The sequence below is a fragment of the Pantoea stewartii genome, assembly GCF_011044475.1.
Classification (GTDB): domain Bacteria; phylum Pseudomonadota; class Gammaproteobacteria; order Enterobacterales; family Enterobacteriaceae; genus Pantoea; species Pantoea stewartii.
In genome coordinates this window covers 3,187,805-3,208,755 of record NZ_CP049115.1, presented here as the reverse complement: position 1 = coordinate 3,208,755, position 20,951 = coordinate 3,187,805, and the positions used below count along the sequence as shown (strand labels likewise).

The following is a 20,951-nucleotide window of genomic DNA, read 5'->3' as shown; positions in this document are numbered from 1 at the left end:
TCAGCTGTGTGAAAATAGCCTGTGACAGTCGTCAGCAGAAGATATTGCCCGGCCACCGCAGCGCGACCACGTTATTTGCGCTGAGGCGCATGGCGTTGCAGGTAAAGCGCAATCGCGGTCGTTCACCTGAGAGCGACGGTGAACGCTAGCTGGAACAGGGCGTGTTTAAAGCACGCATTGGCAGATCACAAGGAGTCAACGGTAATGCATATCGATCTGGACCATTTTACGCCGATTCAGAGTCTGGCAGGTGGCCTGCTGATTGGCGCGGCGGCGGGTCTGTTAGTGCTATTTTGTGGCCGCATCGCCGGTATCAGCGGCATTCTGGGCGGCCTGCTGAAACGTCAGTCGGCTGACAAGCCGTGGCGGTTCGCGTTCATTGCGGGCCTGGTGTTGTCACCGCTGGTGTTTCAGTTATTCAGCGCGCTGCCCGCTATCGACATTGACGCCTCATGGGGACGCCTGGTGCTGGCCGGCTTACTGGTGGGCCTGGGCGCGCGCCTGGGCTCGGGCTGTACCAGCGGTCACGGCGTCTGTGGTTTATCGCGACTGTCGCCGCGCTCACTGGTGGCGACACTGGTCTTTATGTTAACCGCCATGCTGACCGTCGGCATGATGGGTCACGGGTAAACATCAGGAGGCACGATGGTCGTTTTATTTTCTCTGCTTAGTGGACTGTTGTTTGGCACGGGCTTGCTCGTCAGCGGCATGGCGAATCCGGCGAAGGTTTTGGGTTTTCTGGACATTACCCGCGCCTGGGATCCCTCTCTGGCGCTGGTGATGGGCGGCGCGGTTATCGCCGGGCTGGTAACGTTCTGGCTGGCTTCCCGACGCAAGCGGCCCGTCTTTGAGGAAACGTTTTATCTGCCTGGCAACCGCACACTGGATAAACGGCTCATCAGCGGCGCGGCCCTGTTTGGCATCGGCTGGGGACTGGCGGGCATCTGCCCCGGCCCGGCGCTGGTCCTGCTCGGCGGCGGCGTGCTCAAAGGCATTGTCTTTGTCCTGGCGATGCTGGCAGGCATGCTGCTTTTTGAGTGGCTCGACAGCCGCACGTTATCGCGTGGTCAGTAATCCCAACTGGCCATCATGAAAACGTTCAGATGGCCACATGGCGAAGCACGGCCTGATACCGTCCCCGTTTCGTGAGCCCTGTCCGTAATCTTGCCCTGATGCAGAAACGGAGTGGCAACAGCACGGGATCGGTTACCTGAACCACGCTTGTGGCCTGCCGCTGAACCGGATCACCCCGCCAGCGAGGAGCGGTAGCGCAGCCTGGCGGGCAAAACGATCTGCCGCTCCGCCAGGTCCTGCCCCTGAATCATTTGCGTGATGACCGAAAAGCACTCCTGCGCCAGGCGCGGCACATCCTGCTCTACGGTATCGATATGCAGTGACAGCGAGTCATATAAATAGTGATCGTCGAAACTGGCGATATGGATATCACTCTCCAGCAAATGGTGCTGGCTCATGTAGCGCAAAACCCCTTCCAGTAAGCCACAGGCGGCGGTAAACACGGCTTTCGGCGGCCTGCCTAACCGCGCACAGAGCGCGGCAAACATCTCATAGCCGCTGCTGGGGTGGTAGTTGCCCTGGATGATCCATTCCGGTCGCGGCGTGACGCCCGCCCGCGCCAGGCCCTGCATAAAGCCAGCCAGCCGATCTTTCGTCGGTGACAGGCGCGGCTGCCCACCCAGAAAATAAACCTCATCAGGATGCGCGCGCGCCAGACGTTCTACCAGCTCGGCAGTTGGCGTTAGTGAATCCGTTATCACCAGCGGCAAACTGCTGTTATTTACGTGGCGGTCAAACAGCACGACCGGCAGTTGCTCGCTCAGCTTCAGGTAGTCGCTGTCGCTCTGCTGACTGGAGGCGACGATCAAACCATCCACCTGACGCGAGACCAGATTGTTGACCACCAGGGTTTCCTGACTGGCATTTTCATCGGTGCAGGAGATCAGCAGTTGCAGACCCGCTTCACGGCACAGGTTTTCCAGCGCGTGAGAAAACACGGCGAAACCATAGTTGGTGATTTCAGGCACCACCAGCCCCAACGTATGGCTGCGATTTTCACGCAGCAGACGCGCGTGGATGCTGGGCTGATAGTGATGTTGCTGAGCAAGGGCCATGACGCGTTCACGCGTTTCCTGCGCCACGCGCAGTTCTTTACCGCGCCCGTTAAGCACCAGGCTGGCCGTGGCTTTTGACACCCCGGCCAGCGCAGCGATATCACTGATGGTAACGCGCTTTGTTTTTTTCACGACGGTGCTTCGGTTAAGGAAACAAGGGCTTATTCTACCATGCAGGATCGTAACGACCAGTAGCAGGCCGTGACTTCTGCGCTACCGCGCAGGCGTAACTCCGTCGGATGCGTGGGGAAGTAACGGCTACTCATAACGCCTTCTCCGTCATTGATAAAAATCTCTACGCTGGAGTGGTCACACAAAATATGCAGTTTGTGCGCCCGCCCGTTCCAGTGGCGGTAAAGCCATTCGCCGGTTTCCAGACTGCGGCGCGCCAGGCACAATGCATCCGCATGCCAGGTCAGCAGCAGTGAACCGGCGAAATCCAGCGTGATCCCGCCGCCTGATTCCAGCATCAGCTCAAGCCGTTGTGCAGCGAGTAACGGAGCCTGACTGGCGTTGCCGTGATAGCGCTGCGTCTCGCCGCGCAACGCCTGCAGTTCCGCCACCGGTTGCTGGTACAGTTTACCGTTGCGCGCGCTCAGTTCCCGGATACAGGTCATTTGATGAATCCAGCCGAATTTCACGGTAGGCTGGTGCATCTCCTCTCCGTCCGGGACGCCCATCCAGCCCACCAGCAGCCGACGGCCATCCTCGGTCAGCGTGGTCTGCGGCGCATAGAATTCAAACCCCGCATCCAGCTCAGTGAACCCCCCGTGCGTATAGCGGGCGTTTTCATAATCCAGCGTGCCGCTGAGACAGGCGCAGGGATGGCTGTTCAGAAAGCGTTTCTCTTCCCGTTCAATGCCCTGAGGACAGCAGATCAAAAACGTCGATTCTCCCAGGGTGAACATGTCCGGGCATTCCCACATATAACCGGCTTCGCCCAGTCCACCCAGACCGCTACCGGCAATTTCGCCGAGGTTTTCCCAGTGGTGCAGATCGCTTCCGCGCAGTAGCAGGACTTTGCCCTTGAGCTGCTTGTCCTGCGCGCCCAGCACCATGTACCAGTGTGCGCCATGACGCCAGACTTTCGGATCACGAACATGGCCGGTGTAGCCCGCCGGCAGGGGAAGCACCGGCCCCAGCTTATCGAATCCCCCGTCAGGGTTCTGCACCGCCAGGCACTGCCAGGCGGTACGGGAGCCGTCGGCAAACTTAACGTTGCCGGTATAACACAGGGTTAAGGTGCCATTATCGTCTACCGCGCTGCCTGAATAGCAGCCGCTCCGGTCGTACTCTTCGTCTGGCAGCAAGGCGACAGGTTCATGCGACCAGTGCAGCAAATCCGCAGAGCGCCAGTGGCCCCAGCATTTATGCTTATGCTCACAGCCCAGGGCGTTCCACTGGTAGAACAGGTGATAGTGCCCGTCGAAATGGATAAACCCATTGGGATCGTTAAGCAGCCCGGTGACCGGCGCCAGGTGCCAGCCCGGATAGTGGCTGTCCTCGCGTGCTTTAGGCTGGCCTTTCATTACCGCCTTCAGCATGGCGGGCAGCAGAGTGTTGTTAGCCATCATTCAGAGTCCGTTTTGTATTTCAGCAGGAAGGCGATCACAAAGGCGACGCTAAAGGCGATAACCATACCAATAATATAATTCAGCAGCGAACTGGCCTGAACGATCGCCATACCGGGTAAGCCCGTCAGGCCCACCGCCGTCATATACACTTTCATCGACACCACCCAGGCACCGCCGATGGCTCCCCCGATCAGGCCGGCGATGAAGGGCTTCATGAAGCGCAGGTTAATACCAAAGATGGCCGCTTCGGTAATGCCCAGCAAGGCAGAAAACGCAGAGGGTAAAGTAATCGCCTTGATTTTGGCATCCTGCGTTTTGAACCACACGGCCAGACATGCGCCGCCCTGTGCCACGTTAGCCATCGCCCATATCGGCAACAGGAAATTGACGCCGATAGACGGGTTACCCAGCAAGCCAGCTTCAATCGCGTGGAAACTGTGATGCACACCAGTAATCACGATAACGGAATACAGCCCGCCAAACAGCAATCCGGCCAGCCAGCCTGCATGGGCAATCAGGGTGCTGAGCACAAAGGAGATACCATCCCCCAATGCGCGCCCGGCCGGGCCAATGATGAGCAGTGCCACAAAGCCAGAGATGATCACCGTCAGGAAAGGCGTCAGGATCAGATCGAGCGCATCCGGGATGATGCGGCGCAGCTGTTTTTCCAGCAGACTCATAAACCACACGGCCAGCAGGACCGGAAAGACCGTGCCCTGGTAGCCAATCATCGCCACTTCGATACCAAAGAAGTTCATGGTATGGAAACCGGCCGCCACGCCCCAGGCATTAGTCAGCGCAGGATGCGTCAGAATACCGCCCAGCGTAGCGCCTAAGAACGGGTTACCACCAAACTCACGGGCCGCCGTAAAGCCAATCAGAATCGGCAGAATGATAAACGCCGCCGAACTGCACATATCCAGCATGATATACAGGGCGTTTTCCGGGTTAACCCAGCCATAGGTTTTGACCATGCCCAGCAGGCCCATCAGCAGGCCGGAGGCAACGATCGCCGGAATAATCGGGACAAAAATATTCGACAGCAACCGGGCGATACGCTGGAAGGGATTGAGCTTACGGGCCGCAATGTCGGCCGCTTCCGATTTACTGGACTCGCTGATGCCCGCTTCCGCCACAAACGCCGCATAGACTTTGTTGACCACGCCAGTCCCAAAAATGACCTGCAGCTGGCCCGCGTTGCGGAAACAGCCCTTCACACCGTCGATTTTACCAATCGCGGCGGTATCCGCTTTGGCATCCTCGACCAGCACCAGCCGGAGCCGGGTTGCGCAGTGGGCTGCGCTGGCAATATTTTCTTTGCCTCCCAGCAGCGGCAGTAATGCGCGGGAGATTTGTACAAAATCCATAAAAAACCTCTGTGTTGTCGTGTAATGTTGTCAACCCGGTTGAAACGGCCCTACAGGGCCGCCCGGTCAGAACCAGGTTTCCATTTGTACGCCGAAGTTCCATTCACCGCCGGCTTCAAAGCCGCTGCTGCCAAACGCATCGCCGCGCGCATAGTTGTCCAGTCGGTGATCCCAGTCCATCCAGGTGGCGAAAAGGCGAATTTCCGGACGTTTCAGGAATTCCCCTACGTTGCTGGCTTTCAACGTAGGCGCAACGGTCAGTTTGTAGAAGTTACCACTCACTGCGCTACGCTGATTGAAGCCCTCCGGACGCAGATCCATATATTGATAGGTGGCTTCGTACTGCATTTCGAAATTCTCCGTCAGCCCCTGAATCAGGCGCAGGTTGGCGGTCGCCCACTGATAGCTGTCGCCTTTGACGTAACGATCTTTACTGCTCTGCGCCAGTACCGCCGGAGCAATATGCCAGCCGCCGCCCAGTGGGGTGATCCCGTAGCTGGCCAGACGCCAGGTATCCGCATCCGGCAGCAATGCGCCGTCGGACCCAATGGCTTTGACCTCTGCACCTAAGCCGTGACCATACAAGAGCGCGGTTTTCGCCGTTCCTTCACGCAGACCATAAAAGCTGTCGTTGTGCAGCCCCACCAGGGCATGCAGACCGGTATTCGCAGCATCGCCTTTCACTTTCAGGCCATTCACGTCCAGCCGATCGTCATTGTCTTTGGCGCGCATACCGCTGAGCATCAACTGGAACGGGCCGTAATAGTTGTTGGCTGTCAGAATGTAGTTCTGTGCGGTGTTATCGTTGTTTTCGATATCACCAAAGGTGCGCCCGTAGAGCGACAGGTTGCTGTGAGCCTGATCGCTCCACTTCATGTCGTAAATACCGGCTCCGGTCCCGGCGAGGAACACGACGTCGGAGTCGATCCAGTGAATATCGAAATTGTCGCGGTCAAAGCGTTTCCCCGCCCAGACGGTGGTGTCTTTGAACGCGCCCGTAAAGGTGGGCAGTTGACCAAGTTCCACAAACGCCTGCCGCAGGTTGAGATCGCTACTGGCGGCCGTCCAGTCGTTATAGGTCCGCTGACCGTCGGCCAGCATGGCTTTAAAGCGGGTGGTCGCCCCGTTTTCCAGCGTTTGCTTATGTTCCAGATTCAGTTCGACATAGGTATCCGGTTCGTTGCCCAGGCGCCCGACATGCCCACCGGTTTCCCCTGCCGGCGTCACGGTCGGGCCGCCCTGCGTTTTGGCCGCCGAGCTGTTCATTAATAAGCCAGAACGCGCATAACCGTGAAATTCAAAGCCCCCGTCATCACTCGCCTTCTGTTCCAGTTTCGCCGTGCGCTGTTCCATCTGGGTGGCAGTGGCCTGGGTTTGCTGTTGTGCGCTGGCAAGCTGCTGGGCCTGTTTTTCTGCTGAAGCGGCCTGTTTTTCTGCGGCGTTTGCGCGACGTTCGGCGGCGTCAGCACGCTGCTCAGCCGCCTGCAGGCGCTTTTCCAGCGCAGCCAGCCGGGCTTCGATACTGCTCATGCTCGGTTCCGCAGCCAGAGCCGGGCCTGCGCAGAGCAACAATCCAACGGTTGCAGCAAGTCTCTTTTTTCTCATCGTTTTGCCATTCCAGAAAGGTTCAGGTCGTGGTGTTGTCATTTTGCTAAACCGGTTTAGGTTCTGGATAATATTGATCGCCGGATTTCCAGGCAAAGCAATTTGCTAAACCGTTTTTATGATTGTGAGTCAGTTCGCAAAACGACACGATGTGGTGGGAAAGGAAGCGGCAAAAAGCGGGGAGCGCGGACAAAACAATGGGCAGTCTCCTGCCCAGTGTTAAGGGGATAATTGTGCGTCAGACAGGCTGCCGACGTAACGCTGTCAGCGGCCCTGGCCCGCTGAGCGTGAAGACGGAAAGCAGCGTGAAGGCCAGTGCAATACAGCCCAGCACCAGATACGCGCCCTGGAAGCCAATGCTTTCGTACATATTGCCCGCCAGTACCGACATAAAAATCATCGCTAACTGCTTAAAGAAGCAGAAGCACACCAGATAAATCGTGGCGGAGAAGCGCACCTCAAACTGGCTGGTGATGTATTTAAAACAGCCGACGATCAGGAAAGGGATCTCAAACATATGTAATGTTTTCAGGATCACCACCTCCACCGCCGTGGTGGCAAAAGAGGAGCCCATAATGCGCACAGACATGATCATGCCCGCCAGCAACAAGGCATTTTTGCCGCCGATACGGTTAACGATGAGCGGCGCAAAAAACATGATGCAGGCGTTCAGCAATTCGCCCAGCGTGGTGACGTAACCAAAAACGCGCGTGCCCTGCTCACCCGACGTAAAGAACGAGGTAAAGAAGTTGGCGAACTGCTGATCAAATACATCGTACGTACAGGAAACGCCCACAACATATAGCGACAAAAACCACAGTTTGGGTTGCTTAAACAGCTCCAGTGCCAGCTTCAGACTGAATGCGGACTGGTTCGCCCCCACGGCCTGCGCCACCGTGGCAGATGAGGAATTGCTGGTGCGTGAAAAGAACAGCAGCAGCGCCAGGATCACGGCACAGCCAGAGCCTAACCAGAAAACAAACTGGTTATTAATGGTGAACATGATGCCGACGATAGAGGCGCACAGTGCCCAGCCAACGCAGCCAAACATTCGGGCCCGGCCAAATTCAAAATGGCTGCGGCGACTGACTTTCTCAATATAAGCTTCAATTGCAGGTGCCCCCGCATTGTAGATAAAGCCCAGATAAATACCGCCCACAACCGAACCCGCCAGAATATTCACCTGCAGGAGCGGGCCAAATACATAAATAAAGAAAGGGGCGAACATCACCAGCATGCCGGTGATCACCCATAACAGGTGTTTGCGCAGCCCGAGCTTGTCGGACAGCAGCCCAAACAGCGGCTGGAACAGTAACGAAAACAACGAAATACTGGCGAAGATAATGCCGGTGTCCCCTTTGCTGATGTGATTAATATCATGCAGCCAGATGGGGAAGAACGGGAAATAGGCACCCATGATGAAAAAGTAAAAGAAGAAGAAAAGGCCAAACAACCAAAAGTTAGTATTTTTTAAATAGTACATAGCGGACTTCCTTATGCGAGAGTCAGGCAGGCCGGAGCCTGCCCGCTAAGTTACTTTTGTTGCCCCCAGGTAAACTGGTAGCCATAACGTCCGGCACTAAGCAGGAATTCAGGGGAAACCGACGGACTCCAGGAGTCATCGCCGCCGACGCCCATATGGAAGCCATCAATGTTGAGCCAGGTGCCTGCTTCAGGCTGCAAAAGGTGACGGTGGCGGGTGTCCATCAGCTGTTTCTGGCTGTAGCGGCTGATGTTGAACTGAAAATCACCGCGCCACTGATGGACACCGTACCGCAGTTCACGCGTGCCACAGCGCAGGCCGTTCTCGGTGGGGAAGACATACGGCGTGTACATGTCGTCCAGCGATAAATCCCAGCGATCAAAGCAGGCCGCGGTCAGGCGATCCGGGTAGTTTTCATGGGGACCCAGACCTAACCAGTTCACCCGATCAGCCACCTCCGCTAACTGGCAACACATCCCGATGCGGGCCGGATACGGCGTATCGCGGGCGACCTCGACATTGACCGTCACCTGCATCTCACCAAAGCCATCGATACGGTATGTTTTGCGGCTGACAAACAGGGTCTTGCCCTGGAACTGCCAGGCATGTGCGGTGGTAATCAGTACGGCATCGGTGAGCGTTTCCGCGCTACACTGCAGGGTGATAACGTCCGCCTGGTAATGCCCCGCCGCTTTCCAGCGCTCAACCCAGGCGTTGGGATCGATACGGGTGGCCTCGCTGACACCGATATCGTTATCCAGTGGCGCGCGGGTGAACTGGTCCGTCAGCGGCGACAGTAACTGTGCTTTTTCATCAATCCAGTACTGCGTCAGGACGCCCTGCTCCCGACTGAACGCCCAGCGCTGGTTATTCACCACCACGCTAAAGCGGTCTTCGCTGCGCTCAAGCACGGGGGCGCTGGCGGCCACAGACGCAGGCGTGATATCAAGAATCGTCTCCAGCGGCCACTGCTGCCAGGCACTGATGTGTCCGGCTTCGGACCAGGCGGTAGGTTGCGGCTGCTCTACGCGCACCGTTAACCACAATTGCCCTGCGGATTCTGGCAGTGGCATGGCGGGCAGGGTAATACGCTGACGGCCCTGCGGTGCGATGTCGAGCGTGACCTCACCTGTCGCCAGCAGATTACCGTCCTGGGCCACGGACCAGTGCAGAATTTCATTGTCACTATGGCGGAACAGGTATTCGCTGGTGACCTCCAGCGTGCGCTCACTGCCGGGCAGCAGGCTGAACTGGAAGAACTGCTGTGCGTGGCGCGCTTCATACAGCGACGGATGCGGCGTCCGGTCGGCAAAAACCAGCCCGTTCATGCAGAACTGACGGTCGTTGGGCGTATCGCCAAAGTCACCGCCATAAGCGGACCAGGCTTCGCCGCTCTCATCGTACCGAATTAAAGACTGATCGACCCAGTCCCAGACAAAACCGCCCTGCAGGCGGGGATACTGACGGAAGGCCTGCCAGTACTTCGCATAGCCGCCCAGGCTGTTGCCCATTGCATGGGCGTATTCACACAGAATCAGCGGCCGCTGCTCGCCCGGCATCGACAGCCATTTCTTAATCGACCATTTTGGCACCGCCGGGAACGGCTGGTCCTGATCCACGCGCGCATACATCGGGCAAATGATGTCAGTGGCCGCCGTGTTGGCGCCGCCGCCTTCATACTGCACCGGACGGGACGGATCCTCGCTTTTCAGCCAGCGGTAGAGCGCATCATGGTTGGCACCATGGCCTGATTCATTGCCCAGAGACCAGATAATAATGCAGGGGTGATTGCGGTCACGCTGCACCATGCGCGTAACGCGCTGGCTCATCGCGGGCAGCCAAGCCGGATCGTCACTCAGGCGATTCATCGGCACCATGCCGTGGGTTTCGATATTGGCTTCATCCACCACATACAGCCCGTAATAATCACACAGGCTGTACCACAGAGGATGATTGGGATAATGGGAGCAGCGCACGGCATTAAAGTTATTCTGCTTCATCAGCAGAATGTCCTGCACCATTGTTTCGCGATCCATCACCTGGCCGTGGACAGGATGGTGCTCATGACGGTTGGTGCCGCGGATAAGCAGTGGCTGGCCATTGAGTAACAACAGGCCGTTCTCAATACTGACGTGACGGAATCCCACATCGCAGGCTTCCGCTTCAATCAGCGTGCCGTCCGCCCAGTGCAACTGCACCACCGCCCGATAGAGATGCGGCGTTTCCGCGCTCCAGAGCGCAGGATTGTTCACGCGGAGGGACAGCGTTGTCCGATCGTTCCAGGCGCCGCGCTCGTCAACGATCGCACTGCCCAGTGGCGATGTCGCGTCCCCCACCAATTCACTGCCTGCAAAGAGCTGTATGCTCACCTGTAAGTCGTCATCCAGCGTGCCGGCGACGCGCACCTCGGCGTCCAGCCGGGCACGGCTGAAATCGTCATTGAAATGTGTGCGGATACGCAGATCGCGGATATGGGTGGCCGGTTTGTGCAGCAGGGTGACATCGCGGAAAATGCCGCTCATGCGCCACATGTCCTGATCTTCCAGGTAGCTGCCATCGCTCCAGCGTAACACCATGACGGCAAGACGGTTTTCACCCCTGACCAGGTACTCCGTCAGATCATACTCCGAGGGCAGACGACTGTCCTGACCATAGCCAACCCAGCGGCCGTTGCACCACACATTAAACGCTGAATTCACACCATCGAATACCACTCGGGTTTGTCCTGACACCAGCCACCCGGCATCCACATTAAATGTGAGCGAATAACATCCTGTGGGGTTTTCAGCGGGAACGAAGGGGGGATTTACCGGGATGGGATAGGTGACATTGGTATAGATGGGAACATCATAACCCTGCATCTGCCATACCGACGGCACGGCTATCGGCGCGGCCTCGGCCAGATCCTGCGTCCGCCAGCTCTCCGGTACGGCCTCGGGCGCGGTGAAATAAGCAAATTGCCACTCGCCATTCAGACACTGGACGTGCCCTGACTGATGCTTCTCACGCGCTGCTTCTGCACTGCGCCAGCTGCAAAAAGGGGGATGGGCTTCCAGCCGGTTACGTTCGCTGATGCCAGGTTTTTCCCAGTCGCGCCGGGCCAGTACGGCAGCCAGTGAATCTCTCTCCAGGGCCATGTTACTCTCCTGCGTAAAATTGTTATCCGCTCACATAAAAATGACATTACGAGCCAGGTCAGCGCTTGTAAAGCAGGGAAAGGCGAATGAGTGAACTGCCTCACAGCAAAGCGCATTCGGGCATAACGTAGCGTCGGGGGCCTGGCGAAGCAGGACAAAGCGGGCGCGGTCAGGCAACGTCGAAGCCGTCACAGGTCAGTCAAATCAGCCGGAAACCTGATAAGGCCAGCGCAACGCGGTGAAATGATACGGCAGGAGAAGGGGGCAGGTTCGGGTGCGTAATCCGTCGTGGTCGCCAGGGTGACGGAACGCGCGCATCTGGGCGTTCCGCCAACGGTCACCTGCCCCGTATGGGTTCTGCTGCCCGCCGGGCGGGCCTGAGCGCGGCGACAGTGGGCATTAGCCCGCAATCTGATGACGATAGGGCAGCGCCGTCATCGCGCCTTTGGCGGTCGTCGCCAGCGCGCCACATTGCTGAGCGCTGGTTAGGCATGCCGCCAGCTCCGTTTCATTGGTGGGCAGGCCTTTTTCTGCCAGTCCCCACAATAACCCCGCGACAAAAGCGTCACCGGCACCGGTGGTGTCCACGCTCACCACGGGCAACGTGGGATAGTGATAATGCTGACCCTGGTGCCAGACTTTTACGCCGGCTTTGCCCTGGGTGACCATCAGCAGACTGATCGCATAGCGTTCTGCCAGCATCTGCAGGCTGTCACCGCCCTGCGTCTCTTCGGTCAGAAAGGCCAGCTCTTCCTCCGACAGCTTAACCACATCTGCCCGTTGCAGCGCGCGGTTCACACAGTCACGTAACTGCGCGTCATCGCGCCACAGGTCGTGACGAATGTTGGGATCAAAGCTGACATATCCCCCGGCTTCGCTTATCCGCTGCATCGCCGTAAAGGTCGTGGAACGGGACGGTTCGGCGGCCAGCGCAATGGAACAGCAGTGAAGCCACTCGCCCGGCTGAAACGGCGGCAGATCGCCTTGTTCAAGAAACAGGTCTGCGCTGGGCCGGACCATGAAGGTAAAAGAGCGTTCGCCCTCATGGTCGAGCGCGACCACGACCGTTGACGTGCGATGCGCGCTGTCCAGCGTCATATACGCCGTCTCAACCTGCTCACTGGCCAGCGTTTGCTGCATAAAATGGCCAAAGGGATCGTCCCCGACCCGGCCGATAAATCCGCTCTTGCCCTGCAAGCGGGCAATGCCGACGGCCACATTGGCGGGCGCGCCGCCTGCACACTGAATTAAATGCCCCGGTCCGTCCGGAAGCAGGTCCACCACGGCGTCACCCAGACACCAGACTCGCGCTGTCATCGTTATCTCCTGCTCAGCTATAGCTAAATTTTACTAAACCGTTTTAGCATAGCAATGCTCAGCCGTCATCAATGTGATTTAGGCAGAGAAAACAGACACAGGGCTGACGGTCAATTGCCTTAAGCATTGTAGTAAAGCGATACAAAGTCACCGCCACCAGGGTTAAACCGGCGTGCTGGCAACTGCTACACTCGTGACACTCCAAACACAAAAAGGCGAACCTCATCATGTCTGAACAACACTATCAGCCCGCTAAAGTCTGGAAGTGGGACCCGGAAGCCAAAGGTAACGGCGCCAAAACAAATCGCCCAACCGCAGGCCCAACGCATGAAAAAGCCCTGCCGGTCGGTAAACATCCTTTGCAGCTTTACTCCCTTGGTACGCCAAACGGCCAGAAAGTCACCATTCTGCTGGAGGAGCTGCTGGCGCTGAACGTAAATGATGCGGAGTACGATGCCTGGCTGATTAACATTGGCGAAGGCGACCAGTTTACCAGCGGCTTTGTTGATATCAACCCGAATTCCAAAATCCCGGCCCTGAGTGACCACTCTGCCACGCCGCCGATTCGGGTGTTTGAATCCGGTAATATCCTGCTCTATCTGGCAGAGAAATACGGTTATTTTCTGCCAAAAGACATTGCGAAGCGCACCGAGACGCTGAACTGGCTGTTCTGGCTGCAAGGCTCTGCCCCTTATCTGGGCGGCGGTTTTGGTCACTTCTATCACTACGCGCCAGAGAAAATTGAGTACGCCATTAACCGCTTCTCACTGGAAGCCAAACGTCAGTTTGACGTTCTGGATCGTCAGCTGGCCAATAACCGCTATCTGGCCGGTGATGACTACACCATAGCTGATATCGCCACCTGGCCGTGGTACGGCAGCATGGTGCTGTACAACCAGTACAACGCGGCCGAATTCCTGGATCTTCAGTCCTATAAAAATGTGGTGCGCTGGGCCAAAGAGATCGCCCAACGTCCGGCTGTGATGCGTGGTCGCAAAGTTAACCGCGTGATGGGCGATCCCGCCGACCAGCTGCGTGAACGCCATGATGCATCGGACTTTGATACCCAAACCCAAGACAAGCAGGCCTGAGGAGAAAGACAGTGAGTGCATATGTCGTATTTATTCGTGATAACACCCTGAATCAGGATGAAATGGCTGCCTACGCGGAAAAAGCGGGCAAAGCACGGGGTGACCATCCCATCAAACCGCTGGCGTTCTATGGCGAACTGGAAACGCTGGAAGGGCCTGAAGCCGAAGGCGTTGTGATTATTGAGTTCCCGACGACTGAGGCGGCGCATGCCTGGTATGACAGTCCGGAATACCAGGCGGCGAAACAGCATCGCCTGAAAGGCGCCAACTACCGTGTACTGTTAGTGAAAGGCGTGGACAGCTAACGGCCAGGGGCCGCTGTCGTCCTGCGGATCACGACGTCATCCTGACGGACCCGCAGGCCGGCGGCTGCCCACTTAGCCAGCCAACGTAACCCCTGCCCTTGTGAACCTCATCCCGGGATGGTTCCCCTGTCTTTAATCAGCTAAAACGAAACAGCGAAATCGCCTGCTGCAACGCGCCTGCCTGCTGCCGTTGCTGCTGCGCAACCTGGAGCGTTTCGGTCACATGTTTGACGTTATGCTGCACGCTGTGATCGATACTGCTAATACTTTGCTGAATCTGCGCAATGCTCTGATTCTGCTGGACACTCATCTCAGAGAGTTCACTCACCAGCTGTGACAGGCTGTCGATACTCACGTGAATGGCCTGCATGGTTTGCGCGGCCTGGTCAACCTGAACGGTGCCCTGACCGGCGCTGGAGCTGGAGGCATCCATCAGTTGCCGGATTTCCCGTGCCGCATTCTCACAGCGTAACGCCAGGGTACGCACCTCACTGGCAACGACTGCGAATCCGCGTCCTTCCTGACCGGCTCGTGCGGCTTCCACCGAGGCGTTCAGCGACAGGATGTTGGTCTGGAAGGCAATGCCGTCAATCAGTTCAAGAATGGTTTTTACCCGCCCCGACTCGACATTAATCTGGGCCATTGAGTGCAAGGCCTGCTGAATATTCTCCTGGCCTTTACTGGCGACCTGGCGGGTTTCCCGGGCCAGATCGCAGGCCGTTTGCGCTTTGTCCCGCGCAAGACTCGCCGCCACGCTGATTTGTGACATTGCACTGGTCGCAACATCCAGCGCCTGCGCCTGCTCGTCAGTGCGCTGTGACAGCGCGGCATTACGAGACAGCATGCTGTCTGATTCCTGCAGCAGTTCCGCAACGCCGTGGCTGACCTGATTTAACGTACCGCGCATCGTCCCCAGCGTCTGACTAAAGGTGCGGGCAAAGGGCGTTTCGCTCTGCTGACTGTCCGCAAACAGCGTCAGGCAACCAGGCTCGCGGTTAATGCGGGCAGCCAGTTGCGCCACTTCGCTGGAGGCGCGCAAATCCGCAGCCATCTGCCGGGCAATAAGCACCAGCATCGCGGTTTGCGCCACCACAAACAGTGAATGAAACAGCACCATCTCCAGACCAGGATGGTGAAAGACCACGATGCCAAACCGATCGTGCTCCTGCAGATAGTTAAATACCAGGTGATGCACCGCGCCTGTCGCGGCTGCCATCAGAAGCGGTCGGCTGTCGCGGTAAACCAGCAAGACCGACAGTAAAACAAACACCGAAAAGTGAAACTCGGTTTCGCCCCGGCCCAACTGAATCAGCAGCCCCGCAAACCCAATCAGCGTGAAGGCCAGCCAGAGTCGGGAAAACAGCGTTCCGTTTGCCAGCCATCCCACCAGCGTGGCGACCAGCGCCAGCGCGGTACCCACGGTTATGGCCAGCCACGTTGACTGATACAGACTGCCGACGATAGCGGAAATCACTACCAGGGCCCAGCACAGCATAACAATCAGCCTGTCGGCCTGCTTCGCAATACGCTGAGGGGAAACCCCCTCCCCGACGCGGGTTAAATCTGTATTCATAGGTACGCATCCACCAGAGGTTGCACCGCGCCTCAGACCTGAGGCGTGCCCAGAGTTGGTCGGCGCAACGGGCGCAGACACATGAGATTGGTATCGACGCGTACCGTAAATACTTTATGGCGGGTAATGCATAACTGAGGGCGATTTTTCAAAACCTCACAGATTCGTTAACGATGCATCCATCTGCAAATTTTCCTGCAGAAAAGTCACAAACGCCGAGATGCGTGCTGGCGGCTGCCGCTGCGCCTGCCAGACGGCAAAAATATCGCCATCGGGCGCATGCCAGGCAGGCAGAACATGCAGCAATTCCCCCGCCGCAATGCTGTGTTTTGCGTCCCACCATGAGCGCAGCAAAATACCATGCCCATCCAGCGCCATGCGCATCGCCACTTCCCCGTCGTTGGTCACCAGATTACCGCGCACCTTCTGGCTCAGGCTCTCAGCGCCGCTAACTAAGCGCCACAGAGCGAAGTCGCTGTCATGTTGCCTGAGTAAAATGCAGTTATGCTGCGCCAGCGCACGGATACTGTCTGGCAGGCCGTGCTTCGCCGCATAGCCTGGCGAGCAGCACAGCACGCGCGGATTCTGGACCAGCTTACGGGCGATCAGCCGCGAATCCGGCGGCTCGCCTACGCGAATATCAATATCCACATGCGCATCAAGAAAATTCAGCGGCTGGCTGCTGAGCTGCAGGGAGAGGGCCAGATGAGGGTGGAGGGCGGCAAAAGCTGACACGCAGGGGGCAATATGGCGACGGCCAAAGCCGAAGGAGGCGTTGATGTTCAGCGTGCCGCGTAACTGCGTCGTTTCACCACTGACCGCCTCTTCCAGTGCCGCCAGTTGCTCCAGCAGCGGACGGGCACCGTCCAGATAGCGCCGCCCTTCCGGCGTCAGTTCCAGCCTGCGCGTGGTGCGGCGCAGTAACTGTACGCCCAGCCGCTGCTCCAGCTGGCTTAATCGTTTGCTGACGGCCGCCAGCGATAATCCCAGCTCGCGCGCCGCCGCCGTTAAGCTGTCCAGAGAAGCGACGCGCAGAAAGAACACTAAGTCATCACTGGAGGTGCGTGATTCTCTACTTTGATTCAACATGGGATTAACTTCCAGGCTAATTATTTACCTCAGGTGGAGAGTTATACTGCGCCGATGCCCGATCATTAATCAAGCTGCATATCGACAGCCTTCACCCACTGACGGGCCCCTACAACATCAACCTCAGAGGTACCCTGTGACAGAGAAAATTCATCGTATCGCCGTGATTCCCGGCGACGGCATTGGTAAGGAAGTAATGCCAGAAGGTATTCGCGTGATGAATGCCGCAGCAGAGAAATTTAATATTCCGCTGCAGTGGACGTGGTTCGATTATGCCAGCGCGGAATACTGGCAACAGCATGGCAAAATGCTGCCTGATGACTGGTTTGCTGAGCTGAAAACCTTTGATGCGATCTATTTTGGCGCGGTCGGCTGGCCCGATATCGTGCCGGATCACGTTTCTCTGTGGGGGTCGTTACTGCAGTTCCGTCGTGAGTTCGATCAGTACGTTAACCTGCGTCCGGTCCGCCTGATGCCCGGCGTGAAAGCGCCGTTAGCCAACCGGCATCCCGGTGATATCGACTTTTACGTCGTGCGCGAAAACACGGAAGGTGAGTACTCCAGCGTCGGCGGCACGATGTTCCCCGGCACAGAACGAGAAGTGGTCATTCAGGAAACCGTGATGACCCGGGTGGGCGTTGACCGCATCCTGAAGTTTGCCTTTGACCTGGCGCAGCGTCGGCCTAAAAAACACCTGACCTCTGCCACCAAATCAAACGGCATCGCCATCACCATGCCTTACTGGGACAACCGCGTTCAGGCAATGCAGGCGCATTATCCTGACGTTAAGGTCGACAAGTATCATATTGATATTCTGACCGCGAATTTTGTTTTGCATCCCGACTGGTTTGATGTCGTGGTGGCCAGCAATCTGTTCGGCGATATTTTGTCAGATCTGGGCCCTGCCTGTACCGGCACCATCGGCATCGCGCCGTCCGCCAATATTAACCCGGAAGGCAACTTCCCCAGCCTGTTTGAACCGGTACACGGTTCCGCGCCCGATATCGCCGGTAAAAACATCGCGAACCCGATTGGTCAGATTTGGTGTGGTGCGATGATGCTGGAGCATCTGGGCTACAAGGCGGCAGGAGATGCCGTGCTGGATGCCATCGAACGCACGCTGGCCGCAGGCGAGCACTTAACCCGCGACCTGGGCGGCAGCGCCAATACACAGCAACTGGGCGACGCTATCGCAGCGGCGCTGTAAGTTACTCCGCCAGCAGCACTACGCTGTCCGGATGCCAGCCTGGCGGCAGTGGCTCAGGCCGCTGAATCGCCAGGTGGTGCAGGTGCAAATGTTCAACGCCGCGCGCGAACAGGCCCGGCAGCCCGCCCGGATAGCGCTCCACGCCGTACGCCTCGCCCGTGGCCACATCGACCCGGTACGCGTTGTCCAGCCCCATCCCGGTCGGTGAGTCCGGATTACAGGGCGGCCGAACATCGAACTGACCCTGTACGCCCTGCGCGACTGTCTGACGCAGCTGTAGCTGGCTGATGACGATGTCGCGGATCCAACCCGGCTGCGCCGCATGCAGGTTGATCGCCCCTTCTGCCACACCGCTGAGATGGCTGAACTGAACCTGTTCAACGATCCCCGGTGGCACCTGCGGATCGCGCGTGCGCACAGAAATAAACAGGGGATCGGCTTTGCCCCAGTGGCAGGCGGCAACATGGTGACAGTGAAAGGTGATGTGACTGAACAGGACGCGCCGTATCGCACCGCCGTCCCGCGAGACGATGCCAATGCCGCGGTTGGAATCAAATAGGCTGCAGCCGGTCACGGTAATATCTTCGACGTCATCCCAGGTTTCCGTGCCGATTTTAATCGCGCAACTGTCGCTGCGCAGCAGGCAGTTGCTGATCGCGATGCGCCGGGCCGGACGGCGCAGACTGCCAGGCTTCAAGGTCGTTTTAATGCAAATCGCATCGTCAGCGGCGCTGAAGTAGCTGTTGCTAATCAACACGGCTTCGCAGCTGTCGATATCCAGCGCGTCCGTGTTGGGCAGCGTCATGGCGTTATCAATGGTCAGATGGTCAATGTGTACATGGCGGCAGCTGACAAGGTGCACGGTCCACATTGGGGCCTGGAACAGGGTAAAGTCCTTGAGCGTCACCTGCTCGCAGTCCTCAAAGACGATCATGCGCGGTCTGTCTGCCCTGGGCATGCGATAGCCCTGTTCGTCGGCCTCTGCCGCAAACCAGGCTTCGGCGTCGCCTTCTATACGGCCTTTGCCACTGATCGTCAGATTGCGCTGCCCCAACGCATACAGCAGGACGTTATGCGATTTCTCAGCACTGCTCAGCGTCTTCCATTGCTGATAATCTGCCAGGTGCCGGCTGGCAATCAGCACCGCCCCGGCGGCCAGATGCAGCTCAAAATTGGAAGGCAGATTCAGGCTGCCACTGCGATAACGCCCCGGTGGCAACGTCAGCCGACCGCCGCCCGCTTCAGCAATCTGATCGATCGCGCGTTGCAGTGCCTGCGTGTCCGGCGTTTCACCGTCCGCTGCCGGATGAAAATCAGCAAGAGAAAGATCCATTTTTCGGCCTCCGTCGTGAAGTGTGACCTGGTGGGGTTATTTCACCGCGCCTTCGGTCACGCCACTGATGAATTTGCGCTGGAAGAACAGGAACACCAGAATGAGCGGCATAATGACGATCATCGCCCCTGCCATCAGTACCGGGATATCGATGGTGTTTTTATTCTGAAAAAACATCATGCCAATCGGCAGGGTACGCAGTTCGTCTTTATTCACCAGAATTAACGGGATAAGAAATTCGTTCCACGTCCAGATAAATAGCAGCAAGGCCAGCGTGGAGATCGTCGGCCAGATAGCCGGGACTAAAATGCCCCACAGGATTTTGACGCGCGACGCACCATCCATTACGGCCGCTTCAACCAGCTCTTTCGGAACCTGCTGGAAGGCGCTGGCAATCATCAGCGTCGTAAAGGGCAACGAGAGCGCAATTTGCGGCAGGATCAGGGCCAGAGTGGTATTGGTTAATCCCATCCAGTGCAGTTCGTGATACAGCGGAATGATAAAGGCTTCACTTGGTAATACCATGCCCAGCGCCAGCATCGCCGCCACCAGCTTTTTACCGGGGATTTTCAGCATGGCAAAGCCAAATCCGGCCAGAATACCCAGCAAAATACTGCACAGCACCACCGGAATCACGACCAGCACGGAGTTCATAAAGTAAACGTTAAAATGCCCCTGTTGCCAGGCGGTCACGTAATTTTTGATATTCAGGGACGCGGGCAGCGTAAACACGCCCTGAAACAGCTCCATCTGAGTCTTAAATGAGGTCATAAACGCCATCAGAAACGGCATGATGGTCAGCAACGCCACGACCCAGATGAGCGCACGAGAAATAACCGGAGTGCTTTTCATCAGTAACGCTCCTTCAGGGCCAGATGAATCAGGTAGTTAATCCCTAGCACAATCATCATGCTGAATACGGCAACCGATGAGGCATAGCCGAAGTAGTGCAGATCAAAACCCTGCTTATACATAAAGATATTGGTGACCATCGTGGAAGTGCCCGGCCCGCCCTGGGTCATCACATAAACCAGATCAAAGGCTTTTAAGCTGGCAATCACCGTCAGGAGCAGCGCGATACGCAACTCCGGGCGCAGACCCGGCAGCGTGATGCGTATAAACTTACGCCGCCGCGACGAGCCATCCAGATCGGCCGCTTCCAGCAGGGACGGGTCCATACGCTGCAGGCCCGCCATAAACAGCACCAGACAGAAGCCAAAGAAGTACCAGGTGGCTACCATGCCCACGGCAGGCAGTGCCCAGGTAAAATCCCCCAGCCACGACATTGCCAGCTGCGGTAAACCGACAGCACGCAGGAACTGATCGATCGGGCCAAATGCCGGGTTATAAAGCCAGCGCCAGACCACGCCCAGCACCGCCATCGGCATGATATAGGGCAGGAAGAACAGAATCCGCAGCACGCTGCGCTCGGTATTGTTGCGGGTTTCATACAAAAAGCTGCACAGCAGGAGTCCGACGCTGATCGGCAGCAGCGTATAAAACAGCATCAGGATGGCGTTGTTGCCCAGCGCAATCCAGAACACCGGATCGCTGAACATGCGCAGGTAGTTAGCGACGCCGGCGAAAACCGGCATGGATATGCCATCCCATTCGGTAAAACTGATTCCCAGTGACGCCAGCAGCGGCAATAACAGAAACAGTCCATAAACCAGCACGGCTGGAAGAAGATAGAGAAAATTGCGCCAACTGCTTTGATTCAACATAACCGTACTCGTCGTAG

17 protein-coding genes are annotated in these 20,951 nt (G+C 57.4%); 5 read left to right on the top strand and 12 right to left on the bottom strand.

Translation table 11 applies throughout. The annotated features are described in order from the left end of the window. Nucleotides 1–204 precede the first annotated feature (204 nt). Together G5574_RS15160 and G5574_RS15155 are read left to right on the top strand one after the other, a co-directional pair. Entirely contained in the window at nucleotides 205–630 is a 426-nt protein-coding gene (locus tag G5574_RS15160; protein WP_033739072.1) for a YeeE/YedE family protein, read from the top strand. A gap of 15 nt (nucleotides 631–645) precedes the next feature. Then, on the top strand, nucleotides 646–1,074 hold the full coding sequence (locus tag G5574_RS15155; RefSeq protein WP_039339027.1) for a DUF6691 family protein: 429 nt from the start codon (nucleotides 646–648) through the stop codon (nucleotides 1,072–1,074). Nucleotides 1,075–1,244: 170 nt separating this feature from the next. Here the strand turns inward: G5574_RS15155 and G5574_RS15150 are convergent, their stop codons facing one another. The 7 genes from G5574_RS15150 to G5574_RS15120 all read right to left on the bottom strand — a co-directional run bounded on the left by G5574_RS15150 (nucleotide 1,245) and on the right by G5574_RS15120 (nucleotide 12,612). Next, nucleotides 1,245–2,261, bottom strand: a complete 1,017-nt coding sequence (locus G5574_RS15150) for a substrate-binding domain-containing protein (protein ID WP_033739070.1) — start codon at nucleotides 2,259–2,261, stop codon at nucleotides 1,245–1,247. A 29-nt stretch (nucleotides 2,262–2,290) separates the two neighbouring features. Next, nucleotides 2,291–3,700, bottom strand: a complete 1,410-nt coding sequence (locus tag G5574_RS15145; RefSeq protein WP_164483241.1) for a sucrose-6-phosphate hydrolase — start codon at nucleotides 3,698–3,700, stop codon at nucleotides 2,291–2,293. Continuing rightward, complete coding sequence (locus G5574_RS15140) at nucleotides 3,700–5,070, bottom strand: sucrose-specific PTS transporter subunit IIBC (RefSeq protein WP_033739068.1); 1,371 nt, start codon at nucleotides 5,068–5,070, stop codon at nucleotides 3,700–3,702. The genes G5574_RS15145 and G5574_RS15140 overlap by 1 nt, the downstream gene beginning before the upstream one ends. Nucleotides 5,071–5,136: 66 nt before the next feature. After that, nucleotides 5,137–6,675, bottom strand: a complete 1,539-nt coding sequence (locus G5574_RS15135; protein WP_054688391.1) for a carbohydrate porin — start codon at nucleotides 6,673–6,675, stop codon at nucleotides 5,137–5,139. A gap of 238 nt (nucleotides 6,676–6,913) precedes the next feature. Then, nucleotides 6,914–8,158: an MFS transporter gene (locus tag G5574_RS15130; RefSeq protein ID WP_054688393.1), complete on the bottom strand. Its 1,245-nt coding sequence runs from the start codon at nucleotides 8,156–8,158 to the stop codon at nucleotides 6,914–6,916. A gap of 50 nt (nucleotides 8,159–8,208) precedes the next feature. Next, nucleotides 8,209–11,295, bottom strand: a complete 3,087-nt coding sequence (locus tag G5574_RS15125) for a beta-galactosidase (RefSeq protein ID WP_164482810.1) — start codon at nucleotides 11,293–11,295, stop codon at nucleotides 8,209–8,211. Between the two features lie 399 nt (nucleotides 11,296–11,694). Then, nucleotides 11,695–12,612: an aminoimidazole riboside kinase gene (locus G5574_RS15120; RefSeq protein WP_033739058.1), complete on the bottom strand. Its 918-nt coding sequence runs from the start codon at nucleotides 12,610–12,612 to the stop codon at nucleotides 11,695–11,697. Nucleotides 12,613–12,839: 227 nt separating this feature from the next. On the opposite strand from G5574_RS15120, the gene yghU reads away from it, so the two are divergent. Further along, nucleotides 12,840–13,703 (top strand): glutathione-dependent disulfide-bond oxidoreductase, encoded by an 864-nt coding sequence (gene yghU / locus G5574_RS15115; protein ID WP_006121666.1) that lies wholly within the window; start codon nucleotides 12,840–12,842, stop codon nucleotides 13,701–13,703. A gap of 11 nt (nucleotides 13,704–13,714) precedes the next feature. Continuing rightward, the gene (locus tag G5574_RS15110; protein WP_006121667.1) at nucleotides 13,715–14,008 is read left to right on the top strand and encodes a DUF1330 domain-containing protein; all 294 of its coding nucleotides are present in this window, start codon (nucleotides 13,715–13,717) and stop codon (nucleotides 14,006–14,008) included. Between the two features lie 136 nt (nucleotides 14,009–14,144). On the opposite strand, the gene G5574_RS15105 is transcribed toward G5574_RS15110, so the two are convergent. Next, nucleotides 14,145–15,581, bottom strand: a complete 1,437-nt coding sequence (locus tag G5574_RS15105) for a methyl-accepting chemotaxis protein (RefSeq protein WP_164482809.1) — start codon at nucleotides 15,579–15,581, stop codon at nucleotides 14,145–14,147. 156 nt (nucleotides 15,582–15,737) lie between these two features. Continuing rightward, entirely contained in the window at nucleotides 15,738–16,670 is a 933-nt protein-coding gene (locus tag G5574_RS15100) for a LysR family transcriptional regulator (protein WP_039339035.1), read from the bottom strand. A gap of 136 nt (nucleotides 16,671–16,806) precedes the next feature. Here G5574_RS15100 and G5574_RS15095 point away from each other — a divergent pair, with 136 nt between their 5' ends. Then, nucleotides 16,807–17,877 (top strand): tartrate dehydrogenase, encoded by a 1,071-nt coding sequence (locus G5574_RS15095; RefSeq protein ID WP_033739048.1) that lies wholly within the window; start codon nucleotides 16,807–16,809, stop codon nucleotides 17,875–17,877. Between the two features lies 1 nt (nucleotide 17,878). Here the strand turns inward: G5574_RS15095 and G5574_RS15090 are convergent, their stop codons facing one another. Genes G5574_RS15090 through G5574_RS15080 form a run of 3 tightly spaced genes read right to left on the bottom strand, consistent with a single transcriptional unit; the run spans nucleotide 17,879 to nucleotide 20,934 of the window. Further along, nucleotides 17,879–19,210 (bottom strand): glycoside hydrolase family 28 protein, encoded by a 1,332-nt coding sequence (locus G5574_RS15090; RefSeq protein WP_164482808.1) that lies wholly within the window; start codon nucleotides 19,208–19,210, stop codon nucleotides 17,879–17,881. A gap of 36 nt (nucleotides 19,211–19,246) precedes the next feature. After that, nucleotides 19,247–20,062, bottom strand: a complete 816-nt coding sequence (locus G5574_RS15085) for a carbohydrate ABC transporter permease (RefSeq protein ID WP_054634647.1) — start codon at nucleotides 20,060–20,062, stop codon at nucleotides 19,247–19,249. Next, nucleotides 20,062–20,934 carry a carbohydrate ABC transporter permease gene (locus tag G5574_RS15080; RefSeq protein WP_164482807.1) on the bottom strand — a complete coding sequence of 291 codons (873 nt, stop codon included), beginning with the start codon at nucleotides 20,932–20,934 and terminating at the stop codon, nucleotides 20,062–20,064. The genes G5574_RS15085 and G5574_RS15080 overlap by 1 nt, the downstream gene beginning before the upstream one ends. Nucleotides 20,935–20,951: the final 17 nt, after the last annotated feature.

Bases quoted from the DNA above. Each gene is read 5' to 3' on its own strand.
- G5574_RS15090 (WP_164482808.1), bottom strand. From the start codon at position 19,210: ATGGATCTTTCTCTTGCTGATTTTCATCCGGCAGCGGACGGTGAAACG.
- G5574_RS15125 (WP_164482810.1), bottom strand. From the start codon at position 11,295: ATGGCCCTGGAGAGAGATTCACTGGCTGCCGTACTGGCCCGGCGCGAC.
- G5574_RS15105 (WP_164482809.1), bottom strand. From the start codon at position 15,581: ATGAATACAGATTTAACCCGCGTCGGGGAGGGGGTTTCCCCTCAGCGT.
- G5574_RS15135 (WP_054688391.1), bottom strand. From the start codon at position 6,675: ATGAGAAAAAAGAGACTTGCTGCAACCGTTGGATTGTTGCTCTGCGCA.
- G5574_RS15160 (WP_033739072.1), top strand. From the start codon at position 205: ATGCATATCGATCTGGACCATTTTACGCCGATTCAGAGTCTGGCAGGT.
- G5574_RS15155 (WP_039339027.1), top strand. From the start codon at position 646: ATGGTCGTTTTATTTTCTCTGCTTAGTGGACTGTTGTTTGGCACGGGC.
- G5574_RS15080 (WP_164482807.1), bottom strand. From the start codon at position 20,934: ATGTTGAATCAAAGCAGTTGGCGCAATTTTCTCTATCTTCTTCCAGCC.
- G5574_RS15145 (WP_164483241.1), bottom strand. From the start codon at position 3,700: ATGGCTAACAACACTCTGCTGCCCGCCATGCTGAAGGCGGTAATGAAA.
- G5574_RS15140 (WP_033739068.1), bottom strand. From the start codon at position 5,070: ATGGATTTTGTACAAATCTCCCGCGCATTACTGCCGCTGCTGGGAGGC.
- G5574_RS15085 (WP_054634647.1), bottom strand. From the start codon at position 20,062: ATGAAAAGCACTCCGGTTATTTCTCGTGCGCTCATCTGGGTCGTGGCG.
- G5574_RS15120 (WP_033739058.1), bottom strand. From the start codon at position 12,612: ATGACAGCGCGAGTCTGGTGTCTGGGTGACGCCGTGGTGGACCTGCTT.
- yghU (WP_006121666.1), top strand. From the start codon at position 12,840: ATGTCTGAACAACACTATCAGCCCGCTAAAGTCTGGAAGTGGGACCCG.
- G5574_RS15130 (WP_054688393.1), bottom strand. From the start codon at position 8,158: ATGTACTATTTAAAAAATACTAACTTTTGGTTGTTTGGCCTTTTCTTC.
- G5574_RS15100 (WP_039339035.1), bottom strand. From the start codon at position 16,670: ATGTTGAATCAAAGTAGAGAATCACGCACCTCCAGTGATGACTTAGTG.